18 protein-coding genes are annotated in these 20,799 nt (G+C 64.0%); 9 read left to right on the forward strand and 9 right to left on the reverse strand.

The features are described 5' to 3' along the window. Positions 1 to 139: 139 nt before the first annotated feature. From ACIGJE_RS06625 to ACIGJE_RS06635, 3 genes are all read right to left on the reverse strand, one after another. Positions 140 to 994: a transporter substrate-binding domain-containing protein gene (locus ACIGJE_RS06625; protein ID WP_311938551.1), complete on the reverse strand. Its 855-nt coding sequence runs from the start codon at positions 992 to 994 to the stop codon at positions 140 to 142. Between the two features lie 172 nt (positions 995 to 1,166). Then, positions 1,167 to 2,024 (reverse strand): transporter substrate-binding domain-containing protein, encoded by an 858-nt coding sequence (locus ACIGJE_RS06630; protein ID WP_367625509.1) that lies wholly within the window; start codon positions 2,022 to 2,024, stop codon positions 1,167 to 1,169. 36 nt (positions 2,025 to 2,060) lie between these two features. Beyond that, entirely contained in the window at positions 2,061 to 3,455 is a 1,395-nt protein-coding gene (locus ACIGJE_RS06635; RefSeq protein ID WP_311938554.1) for a formimidoylglutamate deiminase, read from the reverse strand. A 112-nt stretch (positions 3,456 to 3,567) separates the two neighbouring features. On the opposite strand from ACIGJE_RS06635, the gene hutC reads away from it, so the two are divergent. From hutC to ACIGJE_RS06650, 3 genes are all read left to right on the forward strand, one after another. Then, positions 3,568 to 4,371, forward strand: coding sequence for a histidine utilization repressor (hutC, locus tag ACIGJE_RS06640; protein ID WP_311938556.1), 804 nt, complete (start codon positions 3,568 to 3,570; stop codon positions 4,369 to 4,371). 83 nt (positions 4,372 to 4,454) lie between these two features. Next, the gene (hutU, locus tag ACIGJE_RS06645) at positions 4,455 to 6,128 is read left to right on the forward strand and encodes a urocanate hydratase (RefSeq protein ID WP_311938558.1); all 1,674 of its coding nucleotides are present in this window, start codon (positions 4,455 to 4,457) and stop codon (positions 6,126 to 6,128) included. 457 nt (positions 6,129 to 6,585) lie between these two features. Then, positions 6,586 to 7,776, forward strand: coding sequence for a porin (locus ACIGJE_RS06650; protein ID WP_311938560.1), 1,191 nt, complete (start codon positions 6,586 to 6,588; stop codon positions 7,774 to 7,776). Positions 7,777 to 7,879: 103 nt separating this feature from the next. On the opposite strand, the gene ACIGJE_RS06655 is transcribed toward ACIGJE_RS06650, so the two are convergent. Continuing rightward, on the reverse strand, positions 7,880 to 9,412 hold the full coding sequence (locus ACIGJE_RS06655) for an MFS transporter (protein ID WP_483679596.1): 1,533 nt from the start codon (positions 9,410 to 9,412) through the stop codon (positions 7,880 to 7,882). A gap of 181 nt (positions 9,413 to 9,593) precedes the next feature. Between ACIGJE_RS06655 and ACIGJE_RS06660 the strand changes: the two genes are divergently transcribed. Together ACIGJE_RS06660 and ACIGJE_RS06665 are read left to right on the forward strand one after the other, a co-directional pair. Then, positions 9,594 to 10,484, forward strand: a complete 891-nt coding sequence (locus ACIGJE_RS06660) for a LysR family transcriptional regulator (RefSeq protein WP_367625513.1) — start codon at positions 9,594 to 9,596, stop codon at positions 10,482 to 10,484. Positions 10,485 to 10,583: 99 nt separating this feature from the next. Further along, positions 10,584 to 11,060, forward strand: a complete 477-nt coding sequence (locus ACIGJE_RS06665; RefSeq protein ID WP_483679598.1) for a VOC family protein — start codon at positions 10,584 to 10,586, stop codon at positions 11,058 to 11,060. A gap of 169 nt (positions 11,061 to 11,229) precedes the next feature. Here the strand turns inward: ACIGJE_RS06665 and ACIGJE_RS06670 are convergent, their stop codons facing one another. Then, entirely contained in the window at positions 11,230 to 11,487 is a 258-nt protein-coding gene (locus ACIGJE_RS06670; RefSeq protein WP_394314631.1) for a hypothetical protein, read from the reverse strand. Between the two features lie 94 nt (positions 11,488 to 11,581). Between ACIGJE_RS06670 and ACIGJE_RS06675 the strand changes: the two genes are divergently transcribed. Then, on the forward strand, positions 11,582 to 12,499 hold the full coding sequence (locus ACIGJE_RS06675; RefSeq protein ID WP_367625516.1) for a LysR substrate-binding domain-containing protein: 918 nt from the start codon (positions 11,582 to 11,584) through the stop codon (positions 12,497 to 12,499). Positions 12,500 to 12,572: 73 nt separating this feature from the next. Here the strand turns inward: ACIGJE_RS06675 and ACIGJE_RS06680 are convergent, their stop codons facing one another. Then, the gene (locus ACIGJE_RS06680; RefSeq protein WP_367625517.1) at positions 12,573 to 13,001 is read right to left on the reverse strand and encodes an anthrone oxygenase family protein; all 429 of its coding nucleotides are present in this window, start codon (positions 12,999 to 13,001) and stop codon (positions 12,573 to 12,575) included. 50 nt (positions 13,002 to 13,051) lie between these two features. Here ACIGJE_RS06680 and ACIGJE_RS06685 point away from each other — a divergent pair, with 50 nt between their 5' ends. Further along, positions 13,052 to 13,519: a MarR family winged helix-turn-helix transcriptional regulator gene (locus tag ACIGJE_RS06685; protein WP_311938570.1), complete on the forward strand. Its 468-nt coding sequence runs from the start codon at positions 13,052 to 13,054 to the stop codon at positions 13,517 to 13,519. Between the two features lie 1,227 nt (positions 13,520 to 14,746). Here ACIGJE_RS06685 and ACIGJE_RS06690 read toward each other — a convergent pair. Then, the gene (locus ACIGJE_RS06690; protein WP_483679600.1) at positions 14,747 to 16,303 is read right to left on the reverse strand and encodes a vWA domain-containing protein; all 1,557 of its coding nucleotides are present in this window, start codon (positions 16,301 to 16,303) and stop codon (positions 14,747 to 14,749) included. Between the two features lie 304 nt (positions 16,304 to 16,607). Between ACIGJE_RS06690 and rtcR the strand changes: the two genes are divergently transcribed. Beyond that, a complete protein-coding gene (gene rtcR / locus ACIGJE_RS06695) occupies positions 16,608 to 18,203 on the forward strand; it encodes an RNA repair transcriptional activator RtcR (protein ID WP_415083227.1) in 1,596 nt (531 codons plus the stop codon). A 227-nt stretch (positions 18,204 to 18,430) separates the two neighbouring features. Here the strand turns inward: rtcR and ACIGJE_RS06700 are convergent, their stop codons facing one another. Continuing rightward, positions 18,431 to 19,036, reverse strand: a complete 606-nt coding sequence (locus tag ACIGJE_RS06700) for a TetR/AcrR family transcriptional regulator (RefSeq protein ID WP_311938575.1) — start codon at positions 19,034 to 19,036, stop codon at positions 18,431 to 18,433. A gap of 84 nt (positions 19,037 to 19,120) precedes the next feature. Between ACIGJE_RS06700 and ACIGJE_RS06705 the strand changes: the two genes are divergently transcribed. Further along, entirely contained in the window at positions 19,121 to 20,035 is a 915-nt protein-coding gene (locus ACIGJE_RS06705; protein ID WP_367625521.1) for an alpha/beta hydrolase family protein, read from the forward strand. Positions 20,036 to 20,077: 42 nt separating this feature from the next. Here ACIGJE_RS06705 and ACIGJE_RS06710 read toward each other — a convergent pair whose 3' ends face one another. After that, a complete protein-coding gene (locus ACIGJE_RS06710) occupies positions 20,078 to 20,599 on the reverse strand; it encodes a YegJ family protein (RefSeq protein ID WP_311938579.1) in 522 nt (173 codons plus the stop codon). Between the last annotated feature and the right edge of the window lie 200 nt (positions 20,600 to 20,799).

The raw sequence follows: 20,799 nt of genomic DNA on the forward strand, positions 1-20,799 counted from the left end.
ATGCGGCTCTCCTCTCGGGGTAGGCCAGTGAGACATAGGCGATGGCGGCTCGCCGCGGCCGCTGTGGTGGCAGGGCCGGCAGTGTCGTCCCTTCAGTCCGCGGCCGGAGCTGGCCGGCCCGCGGACTGAGGCCGAAGACTTACGAGCCCTTGACGGGGGTCACGTCCAGCTTGAACCATTTCAGGCTGAGCTTCTTGACGGTGCCGTCGGCGATGGCGCTGCCGATCGCCTTGTCCCACATCTCGCGCAGATCGTTGTCCGACTGGCGGAAAGCCGGGCCGATGCCCTCGCCCCAGATCGGACCGGCAATCTGAGCACCGACGAGGGTCATCTGCTCATTGCCCGATTTGGCGAAGGCGGAGGTGAAATAGGTGTCGTCGTCGAAGCCGACATCGATACGCCCGCCCGTGATGTCGAGGTCGCGTTCGCCCGAGGTCTTGTATTCGGTGATGGTGGCGATGTCCTTGAAGTTCTCTTCGACGAATTTGGTGTAGACGGTGGCGGTCTGGATGCCGATGGTCTTGCCCTTCAGGGCTTCGCGCATCTTCTCGACCGTGCTCTTGTCATGGCCGGCCTCGCCCGTCAGCGTCACTGTGGTGCCGGTGCCGTCCATCTTGGCGAGGTCGCCGGTCTTCAGGCCGGCAAAACCCGCCGGGGTCTGGGCGTAGGGCTGCGAGAAGGCGACCTGCTTCTTGCGGTCGTCGGTGATCGACATCGCATCCATGATCATGTCGAACTTGCCGCCGTTCAGGCCGGCGATCATGCCGTCCCAGTCCTGCGCGATGAATTTGCACTCGATCTTCATGCGCCCGCACAGATCCTTGGCGAGGTCGATCTCGAAGCCGTCCATGCTGCCGTCGGGCTTGGTCAGGTTCCAGGGCTCATAGGCGCCTTCCAGGGCGATCGTGACCGTCTTCCACTCCTTGGCCACCGCCGGCATGGCCGTCAGGGCGGTCAGCGCCAGCAGCGCCGAGGAGATCAGGTACTTCTTCATTGTCGGTTCCCCTTTTGGGTTTTGGCCGCCCGGTCTTCCGGTCCGGCTTCATTCTGGATCGCCCTTGCAATGCCTCAATCGGTCTTGTGCCGCTTGCTTGAGGCGCGATCCGGGCGGACCATGGTCCCCCGCCCGGATGCCAGCGTGGTCAGCGCTTTCGGACTTGCCTGACTCAGGACTTGGTCTGAGGCGACATGTCCGTCTTGAACCATTTCATGCTGAGCTTCTTGATCGTGCCGTCGGCAAGGGCTTCGCCGATCGCCTTGTCGAACATGTCGCGCAGTTCCGGATCGGATTTGCGGAAGGCCGGGCCGATGCCTTCGCTCCACACCGCGCCGGTGATTTCGGGACCGGCCAGCATCATTTCCGAGTGATCGGGGCGAGACAGCACCGAGTAATAGAAGGTGACGTCGCCGACGGTGGCGTCGACGCGGCCGGCAGAGAGGTCGAGATCGGCCTCACCCACGGTCTTGTATTCGGTGATGGTGGCCACGTCCTTGAAGTTCTTGGCCAGCCATTCGGCATAGTTGGTGGCAACCTGCACGCCGATGGTCTTGCCCTTCACGGCATCGCGCAGGGCGTCGACCGTCGGCTTGTCATGCGCGGCATCGCCCGTCAGCGTCACGATGGTGCCGGTGCCGGCGAGCTTGGCGAGGTCGTTGGACTTCAGCGTGGCGAAACCGGCGCGTTCGCCGGCATAGGGACGCGAGAAATCGATCTGCTTCTTGCGTTCCTCGGTGATCGACATGCCGTCCATGATCACGTCGAACTTGCCGGCATTGAGGCTCGGGATCATGCCGTCCCAATCCTGGGCAATGAACTTGCACTCGACCTTGATGCGTCCGCAGATATCCTTGGCGAGGTCGATCTCGAAGCCGTCCATGGTGCCGTCGGGCTTGGTCAGGTTCCAGGGCTCATAGGCGCCCTCCAGGCCGATGGTGACGGTCTTCCACTCCTTGGCCTGGGCGGCCGGAACGCTCATCAGCGTCGCCAGCGCCAGGATGGCGGTGGAAATGAGGGTCTTCTTCATCATCAATTCCCCTATGTTGACAGCAACCCGCGCGCCTCAATGGCGGGCCAGGTTTCTGATCGCGGTCTTGAAGGCCGCATTGATGATGTCGTCCTGGTCGTGACGCCCGTTGCGGATACGCCACTGCCCCTCAACCATGACGTCACGCACCGTACGGTCGCCAAGCGCGAACAGCCAGCGATCGACAATAGCGTCATCCTTGGCGCTGTCCATGAAAGCATCGTCGCCGTCGAGGACGACCAGGCTGGCGAGCTTTCCGGGGGCAATGGCGCCGATGGGCTGGCCGAGGGCCTGGGCACCGCCGGCGAGGGCCGCATCGTATATGTCGCGCCCGACCGAGCGATGCGGGCCATTGGCGAGGCGGTTGCGTTTTTCGTCGCGCAGACGCTGCGAATATTCGAGCGTGCGCAGCTCGTCGACGACGCTGGGGGAGACGTGGCTGTCGGTGCCGATGCCGAAACGGCCATTCTGGGCGCGATAGGCGACTGCGTCGAAGATGCCGTCGCCGAGATTGGCTTCCGTCGCCGGGCAGAGGCCCGCAATGGCGCCGCTCGCCGCCATGCGCTGAAGCTCGGACGGATCGGCATGGGTGGCGTGGATCAGGCACCAGCGTTCGTCGACAGGCATATGGTCGAACAGCCATTGCATCGGGCGCTTGCCGCTCCAGGCCAGGCTGTCGTCGACTTCCTTCTGCTGCTCGGCGATGTGGATGTGCAGCGGCCCGGTCTTGAGCAGGCTCGCCATCAGCGTGTTCATCTCCTCCGGCGTCGCCGCGCGCAGCGAATGGAAGGCGTAGCCGAGCGTTGCACCCTGTGCGGCACAGGCCGGGGCGAGCTCCGCCATCAGGCGCTGGAAGCCGTCGATATCGTGGATGAAGCGGCGCTGGCCTTCATGGGGAGCAACGCCGCCGAAATTGGCATGGGCGTAGAAGACGGGCAGCAGCGTCATGCCGATGCCGCTGGTCCTGGCCGCGGCCAGGATGCGCTTGGCCATCTCGGCGCGGTCGGCGAAGAGGGCGCCGTCCTTGTCGTGATGCAGATAGTGGAATTCGGCGATCGAGCCGAAGCCGGCCTTGAGCAGATCGACATAGAGCCGGGTGGCGATCGCCTCGGCGTCCTCGGGCGTGATCTGGCCGACGGTGCGGTACATTTCCTCGCGCCAGGTCCAGAAGCTGTCGCTGCCCGCGCCGGACACTTCCGCAAGGCCGGACATGGCACGCTGGAAGGCGTGGGAATGCAGGTTGGGCATGGCGGGTAGCACCGGACCGGCGGCGATCTCGGCGCCATCTGGGGCGACATCGGGGGTTACGGCGCTGATCCGGCCTGAAGCATCGATCTCGATGCGCACATTCCGGGCCCAGCCGTCGGGCAGCAGGGCCTGGCTGGCGTACAGGCTGTGGTTGCTCTGGAGTTGTGGGCGGAAATCGGGCATGTTTGTGTACCGACGAGTTCGCAACTTGTATGTATAAGTTTTATACATAATTTTGCGATCGTGGCAAGTGCCGTATGAAGCGGTGAGTCGATTTTTGAGGAATGACGTCGTCATGAGCATGCCGCCGGACAGGAAGCCGGAGCCCGCCATACCCGCCACGCCGCTCTATGCCGAGGTAAAGCAGCACATCCTCGCGCGGGTGCGCAGCGGCGAGTGGCCGCCGGATCATCGCATCCCTTCCGAAAGCGAATTGGTCGAGCAGCTCGGGGTCAGTCGCATGACGGTGAACCGGGCCTTGCGTGAGCTCAGCCTCGAAGGCGTGCTGGTGCGCATGCAGGGCAGGGGCTCCTTCGTCGCGGGCGGCAACAGCCATTCGGACGTGTTCGCCGTCACCAATATCGCCGAGGAGATCCGCGGTCGCGGCCACGACTACAGCGCGCAGGTGCTGCTGCTCGATACGGTGAAGGCGACGCCGGATATCGCCGATTTGCTCGAATTGCCGATCGGAAGCCCGGTTTTTCACTCGATTATCGTGCATTGCGACAATGAAGTGCCGATCCAGCTCGAGGATCGTTTCGTCAATCCCACGGTGGCGCCGGATTATCTCGATCACGATTTTTCCAAGGTGACGCCCAATGAAGTGCTCAGTGCGGTGGTGCCGTGGAGCGAGGCGGAGCATCGCATCGAGGCGGTGCTGCCGCAGGCCTGGGAATGCAAGCTGCTGGCGATCTCGCGGGCCGATCCCTGCCTGCTGATCCGTCGCCGCACCTTCGCGACCGGATGGGTGGGGGCGCCGGCCCCGGAGGCCGGCGGTGACGAGGGGGCCGTGCAGCATGTCGTCACCGCGGTGCGCCTGCTGTTGCCGGGCGGGCGCTATCGCATCGAGAACAGGCGGCATTCCAACCGCGTGGGGTAAATGTTCTGAACGGCTCAGCGGTCCTTGACAGCGGGGCCAATTTGCTGCTAACTTGTATATACAAGCAACAAGAGGTCATGTACATGCTCAGCAATGCCCGTTTCCGCGATGTCGAGATCCGCGCCCCGCGTGGCACCCAGCTCAATGCCAAGAGCTGGTTGACCGAAGCGCCGCTGCGCATGCTCATGAACAATCTCGATCCCGACGTCGCCGAGAACCCCAAGGAACTGGTGGTCTATGGCGGCATCGGCCGCGCCGCGCGCGACTGGGAGTGCTTCGACACCATCGTGCGCGAGTTGAAGAACCTCAACAATGACGAGACGCTGCTGGTGCAGTCCGGCAAGCCGGTCGGCGTGTTCAAGACCCATGCCGACGCCCCGCGCGTCCTCATCGCCAACTCCAACCTGGTGCCGCATTGGGCGACCTGGGAGAAGTTCAACCAGCTCGATGCCGAAGGCCTGATGATGTATGGCCAGATGACGGCCGGCTCCTGGATCTATATCGGCTCGCAGGGCATCGTGCAGGGCACCTATGAGACCTTCGTCGAAGCCGGCCGCCAGCATTATGGCGGCGACCTCGCCGGTCGCTGGGTGCTCACCGCCGGTCTCGGCGGCATGGGCGGCGCCCAGCCGTTGGCCGCGACCCTCGCCGGCGCCGTCTCGCTCAACATCGAATGCCAGCAGCAGAGCATCGATTTCCGCCTGCGCACCCGCTATGTCGACAAGCAGGCCAAGGATCTCGACGACGCGCTTGCGCTGATCAAGCATCATTGCGACCGCAAGGAAGCCGTCTCGATCGCCCTGCTCGGCAATGCCGCCGAGATCCTGCCCGAACTGGTGCGCCGCGGCGTCCGCCCGGACATGGTCACCGACCAGACCTCCGCCCATGACCCGCTGAACGGCTATCTGCCGATCGGCTGGACCTGGGAAGAATACAAGGAGCGCGCCCGCACCGAGCCGGCCCATGTCGTCGCCGAGGCCAAGAAGTCGATGGCGGTGCATGTGCGGGCCATGCTCGACTTCCAGAAGATGGGCGTGCCCACCTTCGACTACGGCAACAATATCCGCCAGATGGCCAAGGAAGTCGGCGTCGACAACGCCTTCGACTTCCCGGGCTTTGTGCCGGCCTATATCCGCCCGCTGTTCTGCCGCGGCATCGGCCCCTTCCGCTGGGCGGCCCTGTCGGGTGATCCGGCCGACATCGCCAAGACCGACGCCAAGGTCAAGGAACTGATCCCGGACGACAAGCACCTGCACAACTGGCTCGACATGGCCGCCGAGCGCATCGCCTTCCAGGGGCTGCCCGCCCGCATCTGCTGGGTCGGCCTCGGCCAGCGCCACCGCCTCGGCCTCGCCTTCAACGAGATGGTGCGCACCGGCGAACTCTCCGCTCCCGTCGTCATCGGCCGCGACCATCTCGATAGCGGCTCGGTCGCCTCGCCCAACCGCGAGACGGAATCCATGCGCGACGGCTCGGACGCCGTGTCCGACTGGCCACTGCTCAACGCCCTGCTCAACTGCGCCTCGGGCGCGACCTGGGTGTCGCTGCATCATGGCGGCGGCGTCGGCATGGGCTATTCGCAGCATTCAGGCATGGTCATCGTCTGCGACGGCAGCGAGGACGCTGACCGCCGCCTGGCCCGCGTGCTGGTCAACGATCCCGGCACCGGCGTGATGCGCCATGCCGACGCCGGCTACGACATTGCCATCGACTGGGCCAAGCAGCAGGGCATGAACCTGCCGATGCTGAACAAGTAAGGCAGCGTGCCGGCATCGTGCCGGAAAAGCGACCATGGCCAGCCGGTATCGGTTGGCTGCAAGGCGGGTCCTCGGGCCCGCCTTTTTCGTGCCCGGAAGGGTGTCTTCCTTCGTTGCGCGGAGACTTCGGTTTACCGTCTGGTGCAAGGCGAGGTTGCATCATGCCGCTGCTGCATTGTGACTTTTCAGTAACAAGGAGGCTAAAAAGAGGCATATTTCGGACGCGTGGCAAGAATTTCTATTGTCGATCTGGCCTGGTTGGTTCAGATTCGAACCGTAAATTTTTTAATTTCGTACTTTTGCTTCTGTTGCCGATACGATTTTAATCCGAAGACCTTCTGTCTTTTGTCGAGCGGCAGATGTTTTCTTGGAGGAAATCATGGTGAAAAAATCATTTATTTTAGGGACTGTGGCCGCTCTTACCAGTTTTGCGGCCGCCCACGCGGCGGATCTTCCCATGACCAAGGGCGAGGCCGTCGAATATGTGAAGGTCTGCACGGCCTTTGGACCTGGCTTCTTCTATATTCCCGGCAGCGACACCTGCCTGCGCATCGGCAGCGAGTTCCGCATAGACTATCGCGTCTATGGTGGCGGCAAGTTCAATCGCGACGACAACCGCACCGCCTTCAATGCCCAGGCCCGTGTCTGGTTCGATGCCCGCACCGAGACCGAATATGGCTTGCTGCGCTCCTATTTCCAGATCAACGCGGACAGCAACACCGCCACGCGGGTCAACGGCACGGAGCAGCGCAACCGCTTCACCATCGACAAGGCCTTCATCCAGTTCGGCGGCCTGACGGCCGGTTATGCGCATTCCTTCTTCGGCTTCTACGACAACGACTATGGCAACACCATCTTCGGCCCCTATTACGCCCAGTCGAACACGGTGAACCTCATCGCCTACACGGCACAGTTCGGCGGCGGCTTCTCGGCCACCCTGTCGGTCGAAGATGGCCGCGATCACCGCCAGAACGACGTGTTCGCCTATCAGGGCGGCCAGCAGGTGCCGGATGTCGTCGGCGTCCTCAGGCTCGACCAGGAATGGGGTACGGTGGCGCTCCAGGCGGCGGCCCACCAGTTCCGCAGTGCCTCGCGCTACGACAATGGTACGCCGGACGATCCCACCGATGATGTCGCGCTGCGGCACCAGAACAAATGGGGCTATGCGATCGGCGGCGATGTGCTGATCAAGATCCCGCAGCTCCAGGATGGGCATCTGGTGATCGAAGGCCAATATGCCGATGGCGCGCTGGACTATCTCGGCGCCGACAACCTCTATGCCCTCCGCTCGCAGGACTTCTACTACCGCAATGGCTTTTCGAGGCTCGAAGCCGGCAAGGGCTGGTCTGTTACGGCCGAACTGGGCGGCAATTTCACGCCGCAATGGGGCTTCAACATCGTACCGAGCTATATCGACACACGCTATGACGGTGCCGGCAGCAATGGCCAGGACCTGAAGGCCAAGGAATATGCCATCACCGGCAACCTGACCTACATGATCGTCAAGGGCCTGTCGGTGACGGGCGAGGTCTCCTACATCCGCTCGGAGTTCGATCGCGAGCTCGGCAACGAGACCTTTGCCGACAACCGGCCGAAGGAGAAGCTCAACTCGGTGGTCGGCGGCATCCGTATCAAGCGAATGTTCTGAGGGCGCTGCTGCAAATCGACACCAGCTCGGTTCGGTATCTGAGAAAAGGGGGCTTTGCGGCCCCCCTTTCGTTGTTCGCAAGGTCATTTGTCGGTGTGAGGCTTCAGCCGTTCGCCGAGACGCAGACCGTCTCTGTCGTGACATCGTCGCGAGGCGTTTCTCGGCGCCCGAGGAAGACGAAGACCACGATGGCGGTGACCACGGTGATGGCGGCGAGCAGCAGGAGCAGCGTGGCGAACGCATCGCCATAGGCCTGGATCAGGGCGGGACGGGCAAGCTGCGGCAGCGCGCCGGCAGCGCCGGCTACGTCGCCCGTCACCAGCTTCTGGGCGCCCTCCCGGACATGCTCGCCGGCAAGATGGCCTGATATCAGGGCCGAGAGCAGGGCGCTGACGACGGCAAGCGCCACGCCTTCGCCAGCGACGCGGACCGTGGAGAAGATACCGGTCGCCATGCCGGCCCGTTCGCTCGGCACCACGGAGACGGCGAGGCCGTCCATCAGACCCCAGGGCAGGCTGATGCCGATGCCGATCACCGCCATGGGCGCGAGCATGGCGTTGACGTCGCCACCGACCGGCATGAAGCTCAGCCAGGCAAGCCCGGAAGCGCAGACCAGCAGGCCGAGGCTCGAGATCACGGCCGGTGCAATCCAGCGCGAAAGCCAGCCGGCCAGGAGCGGCAGAACCAGCAGCGGGGCGGACAGGGCCATCATCATCAGGCCCGCGGCCACCCCGCCGACGCCCTCGATACCGACAAAACGGATCGGCAGCAGGATCAGCAGCACCACGAAGGCATAGGCCGGCGCGGCCGCCAGCAATTGCACGCCGACGAAGCGACCATAGCGGAACAGGCTGAGGTCGAGCATCGGGCGGGGCGAATTGAGCTCGATGCGCACGAACAGCACTATCAGGGCGAGGGCGCCGACGAGCAGGGCGACGACGAGCGGGTCGCTCCAGCCGCTTTCGGGGGCCTGCAGCACGCCATAGGTGAACAGGGTCAAGGCGAGGGTGAAGCTGGTCGCGCCCGGCCAATCCAGTCCGCGGGCCTGAGGATCGCGGGATTCCCTGAGCACGACGACGCCGATGACGAAGGAGGCCGATGTCAGCGCGACGACGGCCAGAAAGATGCTGGGCCAGCCGAAGGTCTCGCTCATCAGGCCCGAACTGATCGGGCCGAAGGAAAGGCCGGCACCGAAGCTGGCACCGACCACGCTGAAGGCGCGCATGCGCGCGCTGCCGGAGAATTCCTGCGCCAGGGCGGCCATGCCGCCCGCAAAGGCAGCGGCAGCGGCAAGTCCCTGGAGCGCACGCAGGAGATCGAAGACCAGGATGGAGTGCGCTCCCACCAAAGCCAGCGAGGCCAGGGCGAAGCCGGCGACGCCGGTGAGGAAAACGCGCTTGCGGCCGATGCTGTCCGACAGGGCGCCGGCGGCCATCAAGGTGCTGCCGAAGGTCAGCATGAAGGCATTGGTCACCCAGTTCAGGGCAACCGGGCTGCCGCCCAATGTCTCGGCGATGGCGGTCAGCGCCACCGCCGGTCCGGTGAAGGTGAGGGGCATGGCGATGGCGGCGAGGCAGACGGATAGCAGGATGAGCGCCTTGTGGGCCGCGCTCGGAGCCAAGGTTCGGTCTGTCATGAAATCGATGCTCAAAATATGGGTGGCAGGTCGCCGGCCAGAGCGGGATGCTCGGTAGGGCGGTTTGCCCTGGCGAAATGGCTTGACCTGTTGCGAGCAATCTATTCTTGCCGCATTATTAGAGAAATAGGGGCTTTGTTCCGAAGATAACGGAATAAAATTCCGTAATGGCGGAGAGCCTATGGACAGGAGCGGCAATCTCACCGCCTTCGTGCGCACGGCGGATCTCGGCAGTTTCGCCGCCGCCGGGCGGGTGCTCGGCCTTTCGGCCTCGGCCGTCGGCAAGGCTGTCGCCAAGCTGGAGCAGGATCTCGGCGTCCGCTTGTTCCAGCGCACCACCCGCACCATCCGCCTCACCGAGGAAGGGCGCCTGTTCCACGAACGCTGTCGCCGCATCCTCGACGATCTCGACGACGCCTGGGCCATCGTGGCGGGTTCGCGCGACGCTCCGCGGGGGCGGCTGCGGGTGTCGACGCCGGTCGTCACCTACCACATCCTCATGCCCCTGATGCCGGAGTTCACAGCGCTCTATCCGGAGATCGAGCTCGACTTCGATTTCAACGACCGGTTGGTCGACCTGGTGGAGGAAGGGGTCGATGTCGCCATCCGCAGCGGCGATCTGCCGGATTCCCGGCTGATGTCGCGGGTGTTCTGCTCTTTCCGCCAGATGTTGTTCGCTTCGCCCGCTTATCTCGAGCGTCACGGCACGCCGCAGAAGCTGCGCGATCTCGATGGCCATCTCGCCATCCGCTACCGCTTTCTCAACAGCGGCAGGATGCTGGAATGGCCCTTGATCCTGCCACCGGACGAGCCCGAACCGCGCACGCGCATCATCTTCACCTGCAACAATATGGAAGCCATGCGCGGCGCCACGCTCGGCGGGCTCGGCATCGGCGTCATGCCGGACTTCCTGGTGCGCGATGCCGTCGAGGCCGGAACATTGCGGACCGTGCTGCCGGATCACGTCGGCGGGCCGCGAAACTTCAACATGATCTGGCCGTCCAACCGGCATCTCTCGCCTAAGGTTCGCGTCTTCGTGGACTTCATGCAGGCCCGGCTCAGCGGCGTATGAGCATGAAGTCGGCAGTTAAATTCGCGACATTGTCGGATTGGCAGATCCTCCCTCGTCCTTGGGGCATCTGGCCGCGAGGCCTGCCCAGAGGAGAACGTCATGTCCAAGATTTCGCCGTGCCTGTGGTTTGCGGGAGAGGCCGAGGAGGCCGCCAATTTCTATGTGTCGCTGCTGCCGGATTCTCGCATCGACCATGTGCAGCGCAACGTCGCCGATGGTCCGGGCGGCAAGGCCGGCACGGTGCTGATGGTCCGCTTCACCTTGGCGGGCGAGAGCTATCTCGCCCTCAATGGCGGCGAAAAATGCGACTATAATCACGCCGTCTCCTTCCACATCGACTGCGTCGACCAGGCCGAGATCGACCGGCTGTGGGCGACGCTGGGCGAGAAGGGCGAACTGATCCATTGCGGCTGGCTCAAGGACCGCTATGGCGTGCACTGGCAGATCGTGCCCTCGATCCTGCCCACGCTGCTGGCCGATCCCGACCAGGCCAAGGCTCAGCGCGTCATGGCCGCCGTGCTCGGGGCGATCAAGTTCGACATCGCCACGCTGCAGAAGGCCTATGAAGGGGTGTGAGACCGGGTGCATAACCCAGGTTGCATGACAGTAACGTTTCCTGGGACCGCCAGCATCCTGCTGGCTTTTTCGCCTGCACAGGCCGCCCCTCCAAGAGCCAGCAAGATGCTGGCGGTCCCAGGGGTAGTCCTGAACTCGCCGTGCCGGTCAGCGCCTTAAAGATCTGGTGTTAGCGGGCGGCGATTGCGGTTCCCCGCATGGGCTGGTGCGAAGGTGTTCGGCACGCGGCCGCCTTGCCTGGATTGGAGGCTGCAACGCCCGCAACATGGCCGGGTGCCGGTGGCGGTTCCAGCGGCAAATCGGCCAGTTCCCGCAGGGACATGGCCTGCAGGCTGGGATGGTCGAGCGGCTCCAGGCTGCGGGCTGGCGTCAGCGGCTTGTGTGTCCAGTGCTGCTTAAGGGTCTTGAGTATCCTGGCAGTCAGCATGTTGACGATATCCTTGAATTACTGCCGCCGAATCTCCAATAAAGGGGGCGGAAAAGAAATGGAGTTTTGCGCGGGCATGCTATAGAAAAACTATATGGAAAGCCTGCTGCGATATCAGCTTGGCGCCTTGCGCGCGGTCGAGGCTGCCGGACGCCTGGGCTCGATGGCGAAGGCCGCCGAAGAGCTTGGCGTCACCGTGGGCGCCGTCAGCCAGCAGGTGCTCAAGGCCGAGCAGCGATTGGGCCGGCCGATCTTCACGCGCGGGCCGAAGGGGCTGGTGCCGACACCGCTCGGTCAATCCCTGCTCGCGGGCCTCACCCGCGGTTTCCGGGAGATCTCGCAGGCATTGACCACGGCCGAGGCGCGGGCCGAGCACGTGCTGACGGTGACGGTCGCGCCGGTTCTCGCCGCCAAATGGCTGGTGCCGCGCCTGCATCGCTTCCATGAGGCGCATCCGGGCCTGCAGCTGCGCATCGATGCCTCGGTCGAGCGGGTGGATTTCGATACCTCGGACGTCGATGTCGGCGTGCGCGTCGGCGCCGGGCCCTGGCCGGGCGTGCGGGCCGATTACCTCATGGATCAGAGCCTGTTCCCGCTCTGCTCGCCCGCACTTGCGGCTGGTATTCGGGACATCGAGGACCTGGTCAGGTTGCCGGCCATCATCGACTATAATTCGCCCGAGAGCTGGCCGATCTGGTTGGCCGCCTATGGCAAGTCGGACCTGTCGCTCGCGGCCGGTCCGGCCTTTTCGGATGCGGCGCTCTGCCTGGATGCAGCGATCGCCGGCCAGGGCGTCTCGATCGGTTGGCAGACCCTGGCCCAGGATGCGCTGCGCGACGGGCGCCTGGTCGCGCCTTTCCCGCGCCCGGTTCAAACCGGCTTGGCCTATTGGCTGGTGAGTTCGGCGCGGCGCAAGCCTTCAGCCAAGGTAAAGGCTTTCGAGACCTGGCTGCGAGCGGAGCTGGCCGATGTCGGGGCCGGGCCTCCTGGAGCAAAGCGTGTTCAGGACTGAACGCTTTTTTGCTCTTGCCCTTTGTTTCGACGCGTCTTTGCGATTCCAGACGACTCCGTCAAATCGCAAAACGCTATAGCGAGGCGCCGAGATAGGCCAGCGTCGCCGCTGCGCCGAGAGCGGTGCGGACGGCGTGCAGCCAGCCCCAGCGCAGGATGAGCCGGCGCGTCTGCGCGCCCGCCTCATTGTTCGGCGTTGCCTCCAGGAGCCGGTTGGTCGGCATGATGCCCAAGAGCGTATAGGGCCAGTTCGCCAGCATCAGCACCGCCCCTACCAGCCAGAGCCAACTGCCGGCGAGCCAGGCGGTGGCGATGCCGGCAAGACCGGAGGCAACGGCGAGGCTGGCCTGCATGGCAAGGCCGCGCGCATAGCTCGGCTTCCATTGCGCCAGCAGGGAGGCGTCATCGAGGGCGAGCCGAGCCGGCTGCTCGGCGATGTTGATATAGAAGGCTGCGCCGGCGAAGAGGGCTGCGAGGATGAGGGCAATCTGACCGATCAGCATGGATCTGCTCCAATTTGACAATATGTTGTCGAATTGGATATATATTGTCAATGAATGAATCGAATCCCGCCCTGGTCGGCGAAGGCGTCACGGCCCTCATCCTCGAAGTCTTCCGCCTGAACGGACGCCTGCTCGCGGCCGGCGACCGGCTGGTGGCCGGGCTGGGCCTGAGCAGTGCGCGCTGGCAGGTGCTGGGCGCCATTGCGCTGGCCGGTACCCCGCAGCCCGTGGCCCATCTTGCCCGTTCCATGGGGCTCAACCGACAGGGCGTGCAGCGTATCGTCAACGAACTGGCGGACGAGGACATTCTCGCCTTCCGCGACAATCCCCATCATCGCCGGGCCAAATTGGTGGTGATGACGGCAAAGGGGAGGGCTGCCTATGAAGCCGCGAACCAACTGCAGAAGCCCTGGGTGGACGCCCTTTCGCGGGGATTGGCAGTTGAAGACGTGACGGCTTGCCTGCGCCTGATCGAAACCCTGCGTGTTCGGTTGGAAGCAGAGGCCGATCCGGAGTAGCGGAGGGGCCACGGGATGGCGACGAGAAGTGGCAGGCATCCGATGCGCTGCGGCGACAAGGATGGCGAAACATATGCTCTACCATTGAGCTACGGGCCCAAAGGGCGTGTCGTCGGTTATGGTTTCGGGTTTGACGGGCGCGATTTTGACCGAGGAGAAGGAGGGTGAGGACGCAAGCCTTTCGGCTTGCTACGATACCCGACGTACTCATCGGTCAAAAGCGCCCCGCCGCTGAAGGCGGTGAGGTGAAAAATGGCCATCTGCAGCGTCGCTTCGCTTGCCAAGACGCAAGTCTTGGCAGCGCTAGCTCCTCCCATCTAGCCATTTTTGACCTCATCAGACTCCAAACCATAACCGACGACACGCCCTTTTGGTGGACCCGACGGGACTCGAACCCGCATCACGTGGGGAATAGCCATGTAGTTCCGCCGGCATTCGCCGCAACGTTCCAAATCAGGCCGGGCAGGCGCGGCGACGAAAGGTGATGAAACTTCTACACCCGCGCGGGACCTTTCGGCCTGGCGCAAGGCTCTGGGTTCGAACCAGGAGGACCATGTAGTTCCATCGGCATTCGCCGCTCTGCTCGGTGTCGTCAAAGGGCCACGGCGACGAAGGTGATGAGAACGGGCTCCCGATAACGGTGAGTCGGGTGCAGTTCGCCGCTGCAGCGCCCCGGTGTTGCTGTATTCCCATCGGCATTCGCCGTGACGTGTCGAAATTCCTTTCAGTCGAGTGCGGCGACGAGGTTCGAGGGGGACGATTGCTGAGCTACCGCTTGCGCGGGGCGCCATCGAAAACGCCGACCTCCCCTTCGGATGAAAGGGCGCTCTAACCTGTAGTCCCGCCGGCATTCGCCGCTGATTGCAAAGAGCCATGATCGAGCCACGGCGACGAGAGTGATGAAACATCCTGCTCTATCCACTGAGCTACAGGCCTTGCGGCCTGGCGGGAATTGAACCCGCGACCTGGAGCGTGAAGGCTGTAGTTCCATCGGCATTCGCCGTGTCCGTATGAAATCTCCTGATGATAAGCGCCACGGCAACAAGAATGACGAAACGTTACCGCCTTGCGGCGGTCCGTGCTCTAACCGATTGAGCTATGCAGCTTGCGCTACAGCGGGATTTGAACCCGCAACCCCGGGATTCAAAGTCTGTAGTTCCGTCGGCATTTGCCGTGCCTTTGGTTCCGGCCGGCAGCATGAAGCCGCCGGCTGGAAATCGTGTCGTATCAGAGCTCGATCTTCTCGATCTCGTCGACCCAATGCTCGGCGCCCATCTCGCCCTTGGTGAAGGCCGCGATGGTGTCGAACACCGCATCCGAGAAGCCGCCGATGTTCATCACATCGGCACGCTCCTGCGCCTGGGTGGTCGTGTAGGGTTGGATGTCCAGGCAGACGAGCTTGGCACCGGGGTTGCTGGTCTTCACCCGCTCCCACTGCTTCATCATCTGCGTGGCCTCGCCGCCCCGGCGCGCATCGATCCAGGACTGGTTGTCCGAGACGAAGATCACCAGATCCACCTTGGCCTTCTCGTTCGCCAGCTTCTCCAGCGGCGCCGAGCAGTTGGTGCCGCCGCCACCGATGGAGGCGAGCTTGCGGGCATTGGTCATCACCGTGTCGCGCGGCTCGAGGTCCACGCGGACCACGGTCTGCTCGAACGGGATCACCCGGGCCGACGGATTGGCCCGGAGCACCGAAGCCGCCACCAGGCCGGCCACGTCGATGCAGCGCACCTGCGTGGTCGCGCCCGGACGATAGCCGGTGACCGGCGAGGACATCGAACCCGACACGTCCGGGCAGACGACCACGCGGCCCTCGATCGCGGGCACGTTGGCGACCGCGGTTTCCATCGCATCGTGCAGCGCCTCGCGCACGACGGGCGGGATGTCCTGCCCGGCCTGCGCATAGGCCATCATCAGTTGATACGGGAACACCCGTGCCCGCTTGATGGCCTCGCGGTCGGCAAGCCGCGCGGCAAGCTTCTCGGCGAAACCCTCCACCTCGAACACGCCGTGGCGCGCGAAGGTGGCGAGATTCATCCGCAGCATCTGCCAGCCGGCCTTGTCGGCGATGGCTGCCCAGTGCTGCCGGGTGAGCGGCAGCGCCGTCAGCATCTGGAACGGCACCGCCGGTACCGGCAGCGTCGGATCCTGCTTGAAGGCCTCGAACGCCCGGGCGATCTCCGGCAAAGCCGTCACCTCATAGGGCCGCCCGATCAACCAGGCATAGAGCGCCTCGCGCGCCTTGTCGGCGGGCTTGGGGTGGACCATCTTGATCACATCCGCGAGCGAGGGCGCGTTGCCGACGCTGGCGCGCATGATCTCGATGTCCGAGGCGGTCTCGAGCCAGGCCTGGACCAGCTTCTTCGGCCGGGTCCCCAGGGACTTACGGCCGACAGCGCCCGAACGCATGACCTGCACGAAATTGCGCAGCATCTTGCCATTATCGACCACGCGCGGGAACGCCTTGGCGAAATCGCCCGTCTGCAGCATGGAGAGATAGGCGAGCAGCAAGGCCGGCATATCCTTCATGTGGCCGCGCTGGCGGGCATAGATCGCCGCCTTGGCGATGAACGCGCTCTCCACCTCGCAGACCACCTTGAGCATCTCGTCGAGCTGCGCCGTGGCGCTCGCATAGAAGGTGCGGTTCAGCGTGCCGGTGACGGCGAGCTGGGCCAGCGCGTGGCGCGGGGTGAACTCATAGGCCGGGGCACCGTGCTTGTTGGCGGTATTGGTCTTCGGCAGCATCTTCCCCACAAAGGAGGCAAACAGCGACTTATTTGCCATGGCAATCATCCTCGTTTGTTACGGGGATCTGATTGCAGGGAGCGTGCCAGGTTGAGGGTGTGTGTGAAATTATTTTATAAGATATTGATTTTGAACGGTAAAAAAACTCAAGCGAGCCTGGTGGGAATTTCTTGAACGGAAGGCTTGAGTTCAGAATTTATATTTTTCGATAATAAAATATCCCATGATATAGATTACGGGGCGATGGGTCGTTCCTGGGATCGCAGGCTTCCAGCCTGCTCTTTCCTGAAAACACTGCGTTTCCAAGAGCAGGCTGGAAGCCTGCAATCCCAGGGGAGTCTCTATGAAAAAGCGTGTTGCCATCGGGTTTCTCGGCGTCAGCCTCGACAGCGGCAAGCGCGACAAGCGTTGGGAGCGCTGGCGGCCGACCGTGGCGCTCTGCCAGCAGGGCGATCTGCCGATCGACCGCCTCGAACTGATCCACGACATCAGGGCGACGTCGCTGGCCGAGCGGATCGTGGGCGACATCGCGGTGATCTCGCCGGGCACGCAAGTGGTCAGGCACATCATGAATCTCGCCGATGCCTGGGATTTCCAGGAGGTCTATGGCGCCCTCTACGATTTCGCCAGGGCCTATCCCTTCGATGTCGAGGAAGAGGATTATCTCGTCAACATCACGACCGGCACCCATGTCGCCCAGATCTGCTGGTTCCTCTTGACCGAGGCCCATTACGTGCCCGGCAAACTGATTCAGCTTTCGCCGCCTAAGCGCCAGGGCGAAGGCGTTGCCGGTTCCTATTCGATCGTGGATCTCGATCTCTCGCGCTACGATGCCATCGCCAGCCGTTTCAGGGCGGAGACGCATGAGGCGACCTCCTTCCTCAAATCCGGCATTCCGACCCGCAACACCGCCTTCAATGCCATGATCGACCAGATCGAGCGAGTGGCGATGCGCTCCCGCGCGCCGGTGCTGCTGACCGGGCCGACCGGGGCCGGCAAGTCGCTGCTGGCCCGCCGCATTTTCGAGCTCAAGCAGGCGCGGCGCCAGCTCACGGGCGATTTCGTCGAGGTCAACTGCGCGACCTTGCGCGGCGACCATACGATGTCGGCCCTGTTCGGCCATGTCCGCGGTGCCTTCACCGGCGCTCAGACCGACAGGGCCGGGCTCCTGCGGGCAGCCGATGGCGGATTGCTGTTCATGGACGAGATCGGCGAGCTCGGCCTCGACGAGCAGGCCATGATCCTCCGGGCCATCGAGGAGAAGCGCTTTCTGCCGGTCGGCGCCGACAAGGAGGCGGCCAGCGATTTCCAGCTGATCGCCGGCACCAATCGCGACCTGTCGGTGGATGTGCGTTCGGGCAAGTTCCGCGAGGACCTGCTGGCGCGCCTCAACCTGTGGACCTTCGAATTGCCGGGCCTGGCCGCGCGCCGCGAGGACATCGAGCCCAATCTCGACTTCGAGCTCACCCGCTATGCCGAGCGCGAGGGGGAAAACATCGCCTTCAACCGCGAAGCCCGCACCCGCTACCTCAGTTTCGCCACTGCGCCGGAAGCGCGCTGGACCGCCAACTTCCGCGATCTCTCCGCTTCAGTCACCCGCATGGCGACCCTGGCACCCGGCGGGCGCATCACCGAGGATGGGGTTGCCGAGGAAATCGCCCGCCTCGTCAGGCACTGGCGAGCCGGCGACGTCGAGGGCGCGGACCGGCTGCTGGCCGATTTCCTCGGCGAGGAGCGTGTTGCCGGCATCGACCGTTTCGACCAGGTGCAGCTGGCCGAGGTGATCCGTGTTTGCCGCGCCAGTTCGTCCCTCAGTGCGGCCGGACGGGTGCTGTTCGCGGCATCGCGCCAAGCCAAGGCCAGCTCGAACGATGCCGATCGCCTGCGCAAATATCTGGCGCGCTTCGAGCTGGATTGGGAGGCGGTGAGGCAGGGCTGAGTGCCGCTGCCATCCACCAAGCAATGTACTTATTTGCTGGCTATTTAAATCCAGGGCAAATGCCCAGGTGTGAACGCTTATTTGCTCCAACTCTTTGGCGGGACGCGTCTTTGCGATTCTTGGTGATTCCGGGAAATACCAAAACGCCATGGGACTGCAGTTGCATAGAGGAACGCTGGATAGGCTGACACTCCAAATCCCTTCGTGCGAAAAACGCGACTGTCGTGCTAGGCCGCTGGGCGCGCGCGCCGGGTTCTGCTTGCGAGAGCGGCGGTGATCAGCGTGGCGGCCGCCTTGCCGGCAGCCTCCATATAGTCGGGGTCGCGATGCAGCAGGACGACGGCAAAGCTGCCGTCGAGCAGCAGCACGACCTGCCGAGCCAGCAGGGCCGCGTCGCCGAGCCCTCCATTTTCCAGTTCGAGCCGCAGCCAGGCTTCGAAGCTCTTCTTATGGGCAGCTCCGATCTTGATGGCGGGGTGCCCCGGCAGGTCGGCAAGTTCGGCGGCGGTGCGCAGGAAGCCACAACCCTTCCAGCGCGGATGACGGGCTGCCACGGCGAGGTTGCGGAAGATCGCCTCGATCTTGGCCGCGATATCCCCCTGCGCCTCCCCGAACCAGCGCCGGAACAGGGCGAGGTTGGGCTGGTCGCGGGCCGCCAGATAGGCGGCGATCAGGTCGTCCTTGCTGGTGAAATGATAATAGAGCGTACGCTTGGTGACACCGGCCTTGGCGGCAACCGCGTCGACGCCGACATTGCGGATGCCCTTGTCGTAGAACAGGCGCGCTGCCGCCGAAACGATACGCTCGCGCGTGGTGGTCGCAGGCTCGGACATGGCTTGCCCTCAATGTATACTGACAAGTGAGTATAGTTGTTGCCGCGGGGCATGCTATCCCTTCATGCGGAGTGAGGACTGTCGATGGCGATGGACATGACACCGGCCGCGCCGGTCGAGATCACCTGCGGGGATGGAGTCGTTCTCGCCGGCCATCTCTGGCCGGCGGAAGGCGGAGGGGGAGCGGGCACGGTCGTCATCAATGCTGCGACAGGTGTGCTTGCCCGCTATTATCACCGCTATGCCCGTTTCCTCGCCGAGCAGGGCTTCGATGCCATTACCTATGACTATCGCGGCATCGGCCTGTCGCGCCCCGCGGATCTGAGGCGCTGCGGCTATCGCTGGAGCGAGTGGGGAACGCGCGATTTCGAGGCCGTGCTGGGCTTTGCCCGGCAGCGCCGGCCCGACGGGCCCCTCTTCGTGGTCGGTCATAGCATCGGCGGTTTCCTGCCGGGACTTGCCGGCAACGCCCGCTGGATCGACCGCATGCTGACCATCGGCGCCCAATATGCCTACTGGCCCGATTATGCGCGCAGTCGTCGCCTCGGGCTGGTCTGGCGCTGGCATGTGCTCATGCCCCTGTTTACGGCGATATTCGGCTATTTTCCGGGCCGGCGGCTGGGCTGGCTGGAGGACCTGCCGGCCGGTGTCGCCCTGGAATGGAGTTTCCGCGGCAGGCATGCCGAGAGCAGCCATCCGCGCCGGGAGCGGGCGGAGATCCTCGCGCGTTTTGCCGCCGTCTCCGCACCGATCCTGGCGGTGACCATGTCCGACGACGAGTTCGGCACGGTGCCAGCCATCCGGCGTGCGCTGGCCTATTACCGGTCGAGCTCGGCGACCGCGGTGCGCCTGAAGCCGCAGGACTACGACTTGGCCGAGATCGGTCATTTCAGCCTGTTCCATGACCGGCACCGGGCCGGTTTCTGGCAGGATACGCTCGCCTGGCTGAGGGACGGGGTGAACCCCTGGCCGCACCGCCGTTTCGAGACGGCGGAATGAGTCGGGATCTGTCAGTGTCGCCCCAGCGGCAGAAACCGGCGCCTATTGCGGCGAGGCGGCGCCCTCGCAGGCCAGGCCGATCTGGTCCTTCAGCTCCTGGGCCTCGCGCGGGTCCTCCTTGGCCAGCAGGACGCAGGTGGTGAAATTGCCCTGCAGCTTGCCGTCGCGATAATAGCCCCAGTCCCGGATCCGGCTCCTGAGGAAGGTGAGCTGCTGGCCGAACGTCACATTGCCCACCAGTTCCGGGCGGTTGTTGACCTTGCCGGTAAAGCGGTCACCCCGATGGCTGACCTCGTTGAGCCAGAAATATTCGGTTTGTGTGCCCTGTACGATCGGCACCTTTACGACAAAGCCGCTGGCGCCGCTGACCTTGCCGTCCAGGGCGTCGATGAAATCGGGCAGACTGTCCTGGGCCTTGGCGAAGGCGGCCTTCATGGCAGGATCGTCGTCCCTGGCCTTGAAGGTCGCGTCGCGGCCGGCCTTCTGGGTCACGGTTTCGGCACTGGCCGCGGACAGGCCCAGAAAGGCCAGGCTCGTCAGGGCGAGGAGGAGGGCTCTCGTCATCGGCGGCTCCGATTGCTAGAGCAAAACGCGTTCAGGCATGAACGCCTATTTTCTCTAGCTCTTCGTTCCGACGCGTCTTTGCGATTCGAGGCGATTCCGTCAAATCGCAAAACGCTTTAGCGCCATCGTAGCGGCAGGACTGGCCGGATCGCAACGGGGGTGAACTTCCCGGGATCGCAGGCGTCCTCGCCTGCATCTTG

Source organism: Labrys sp. E2SS-1L (assembly GCF_057073705.1).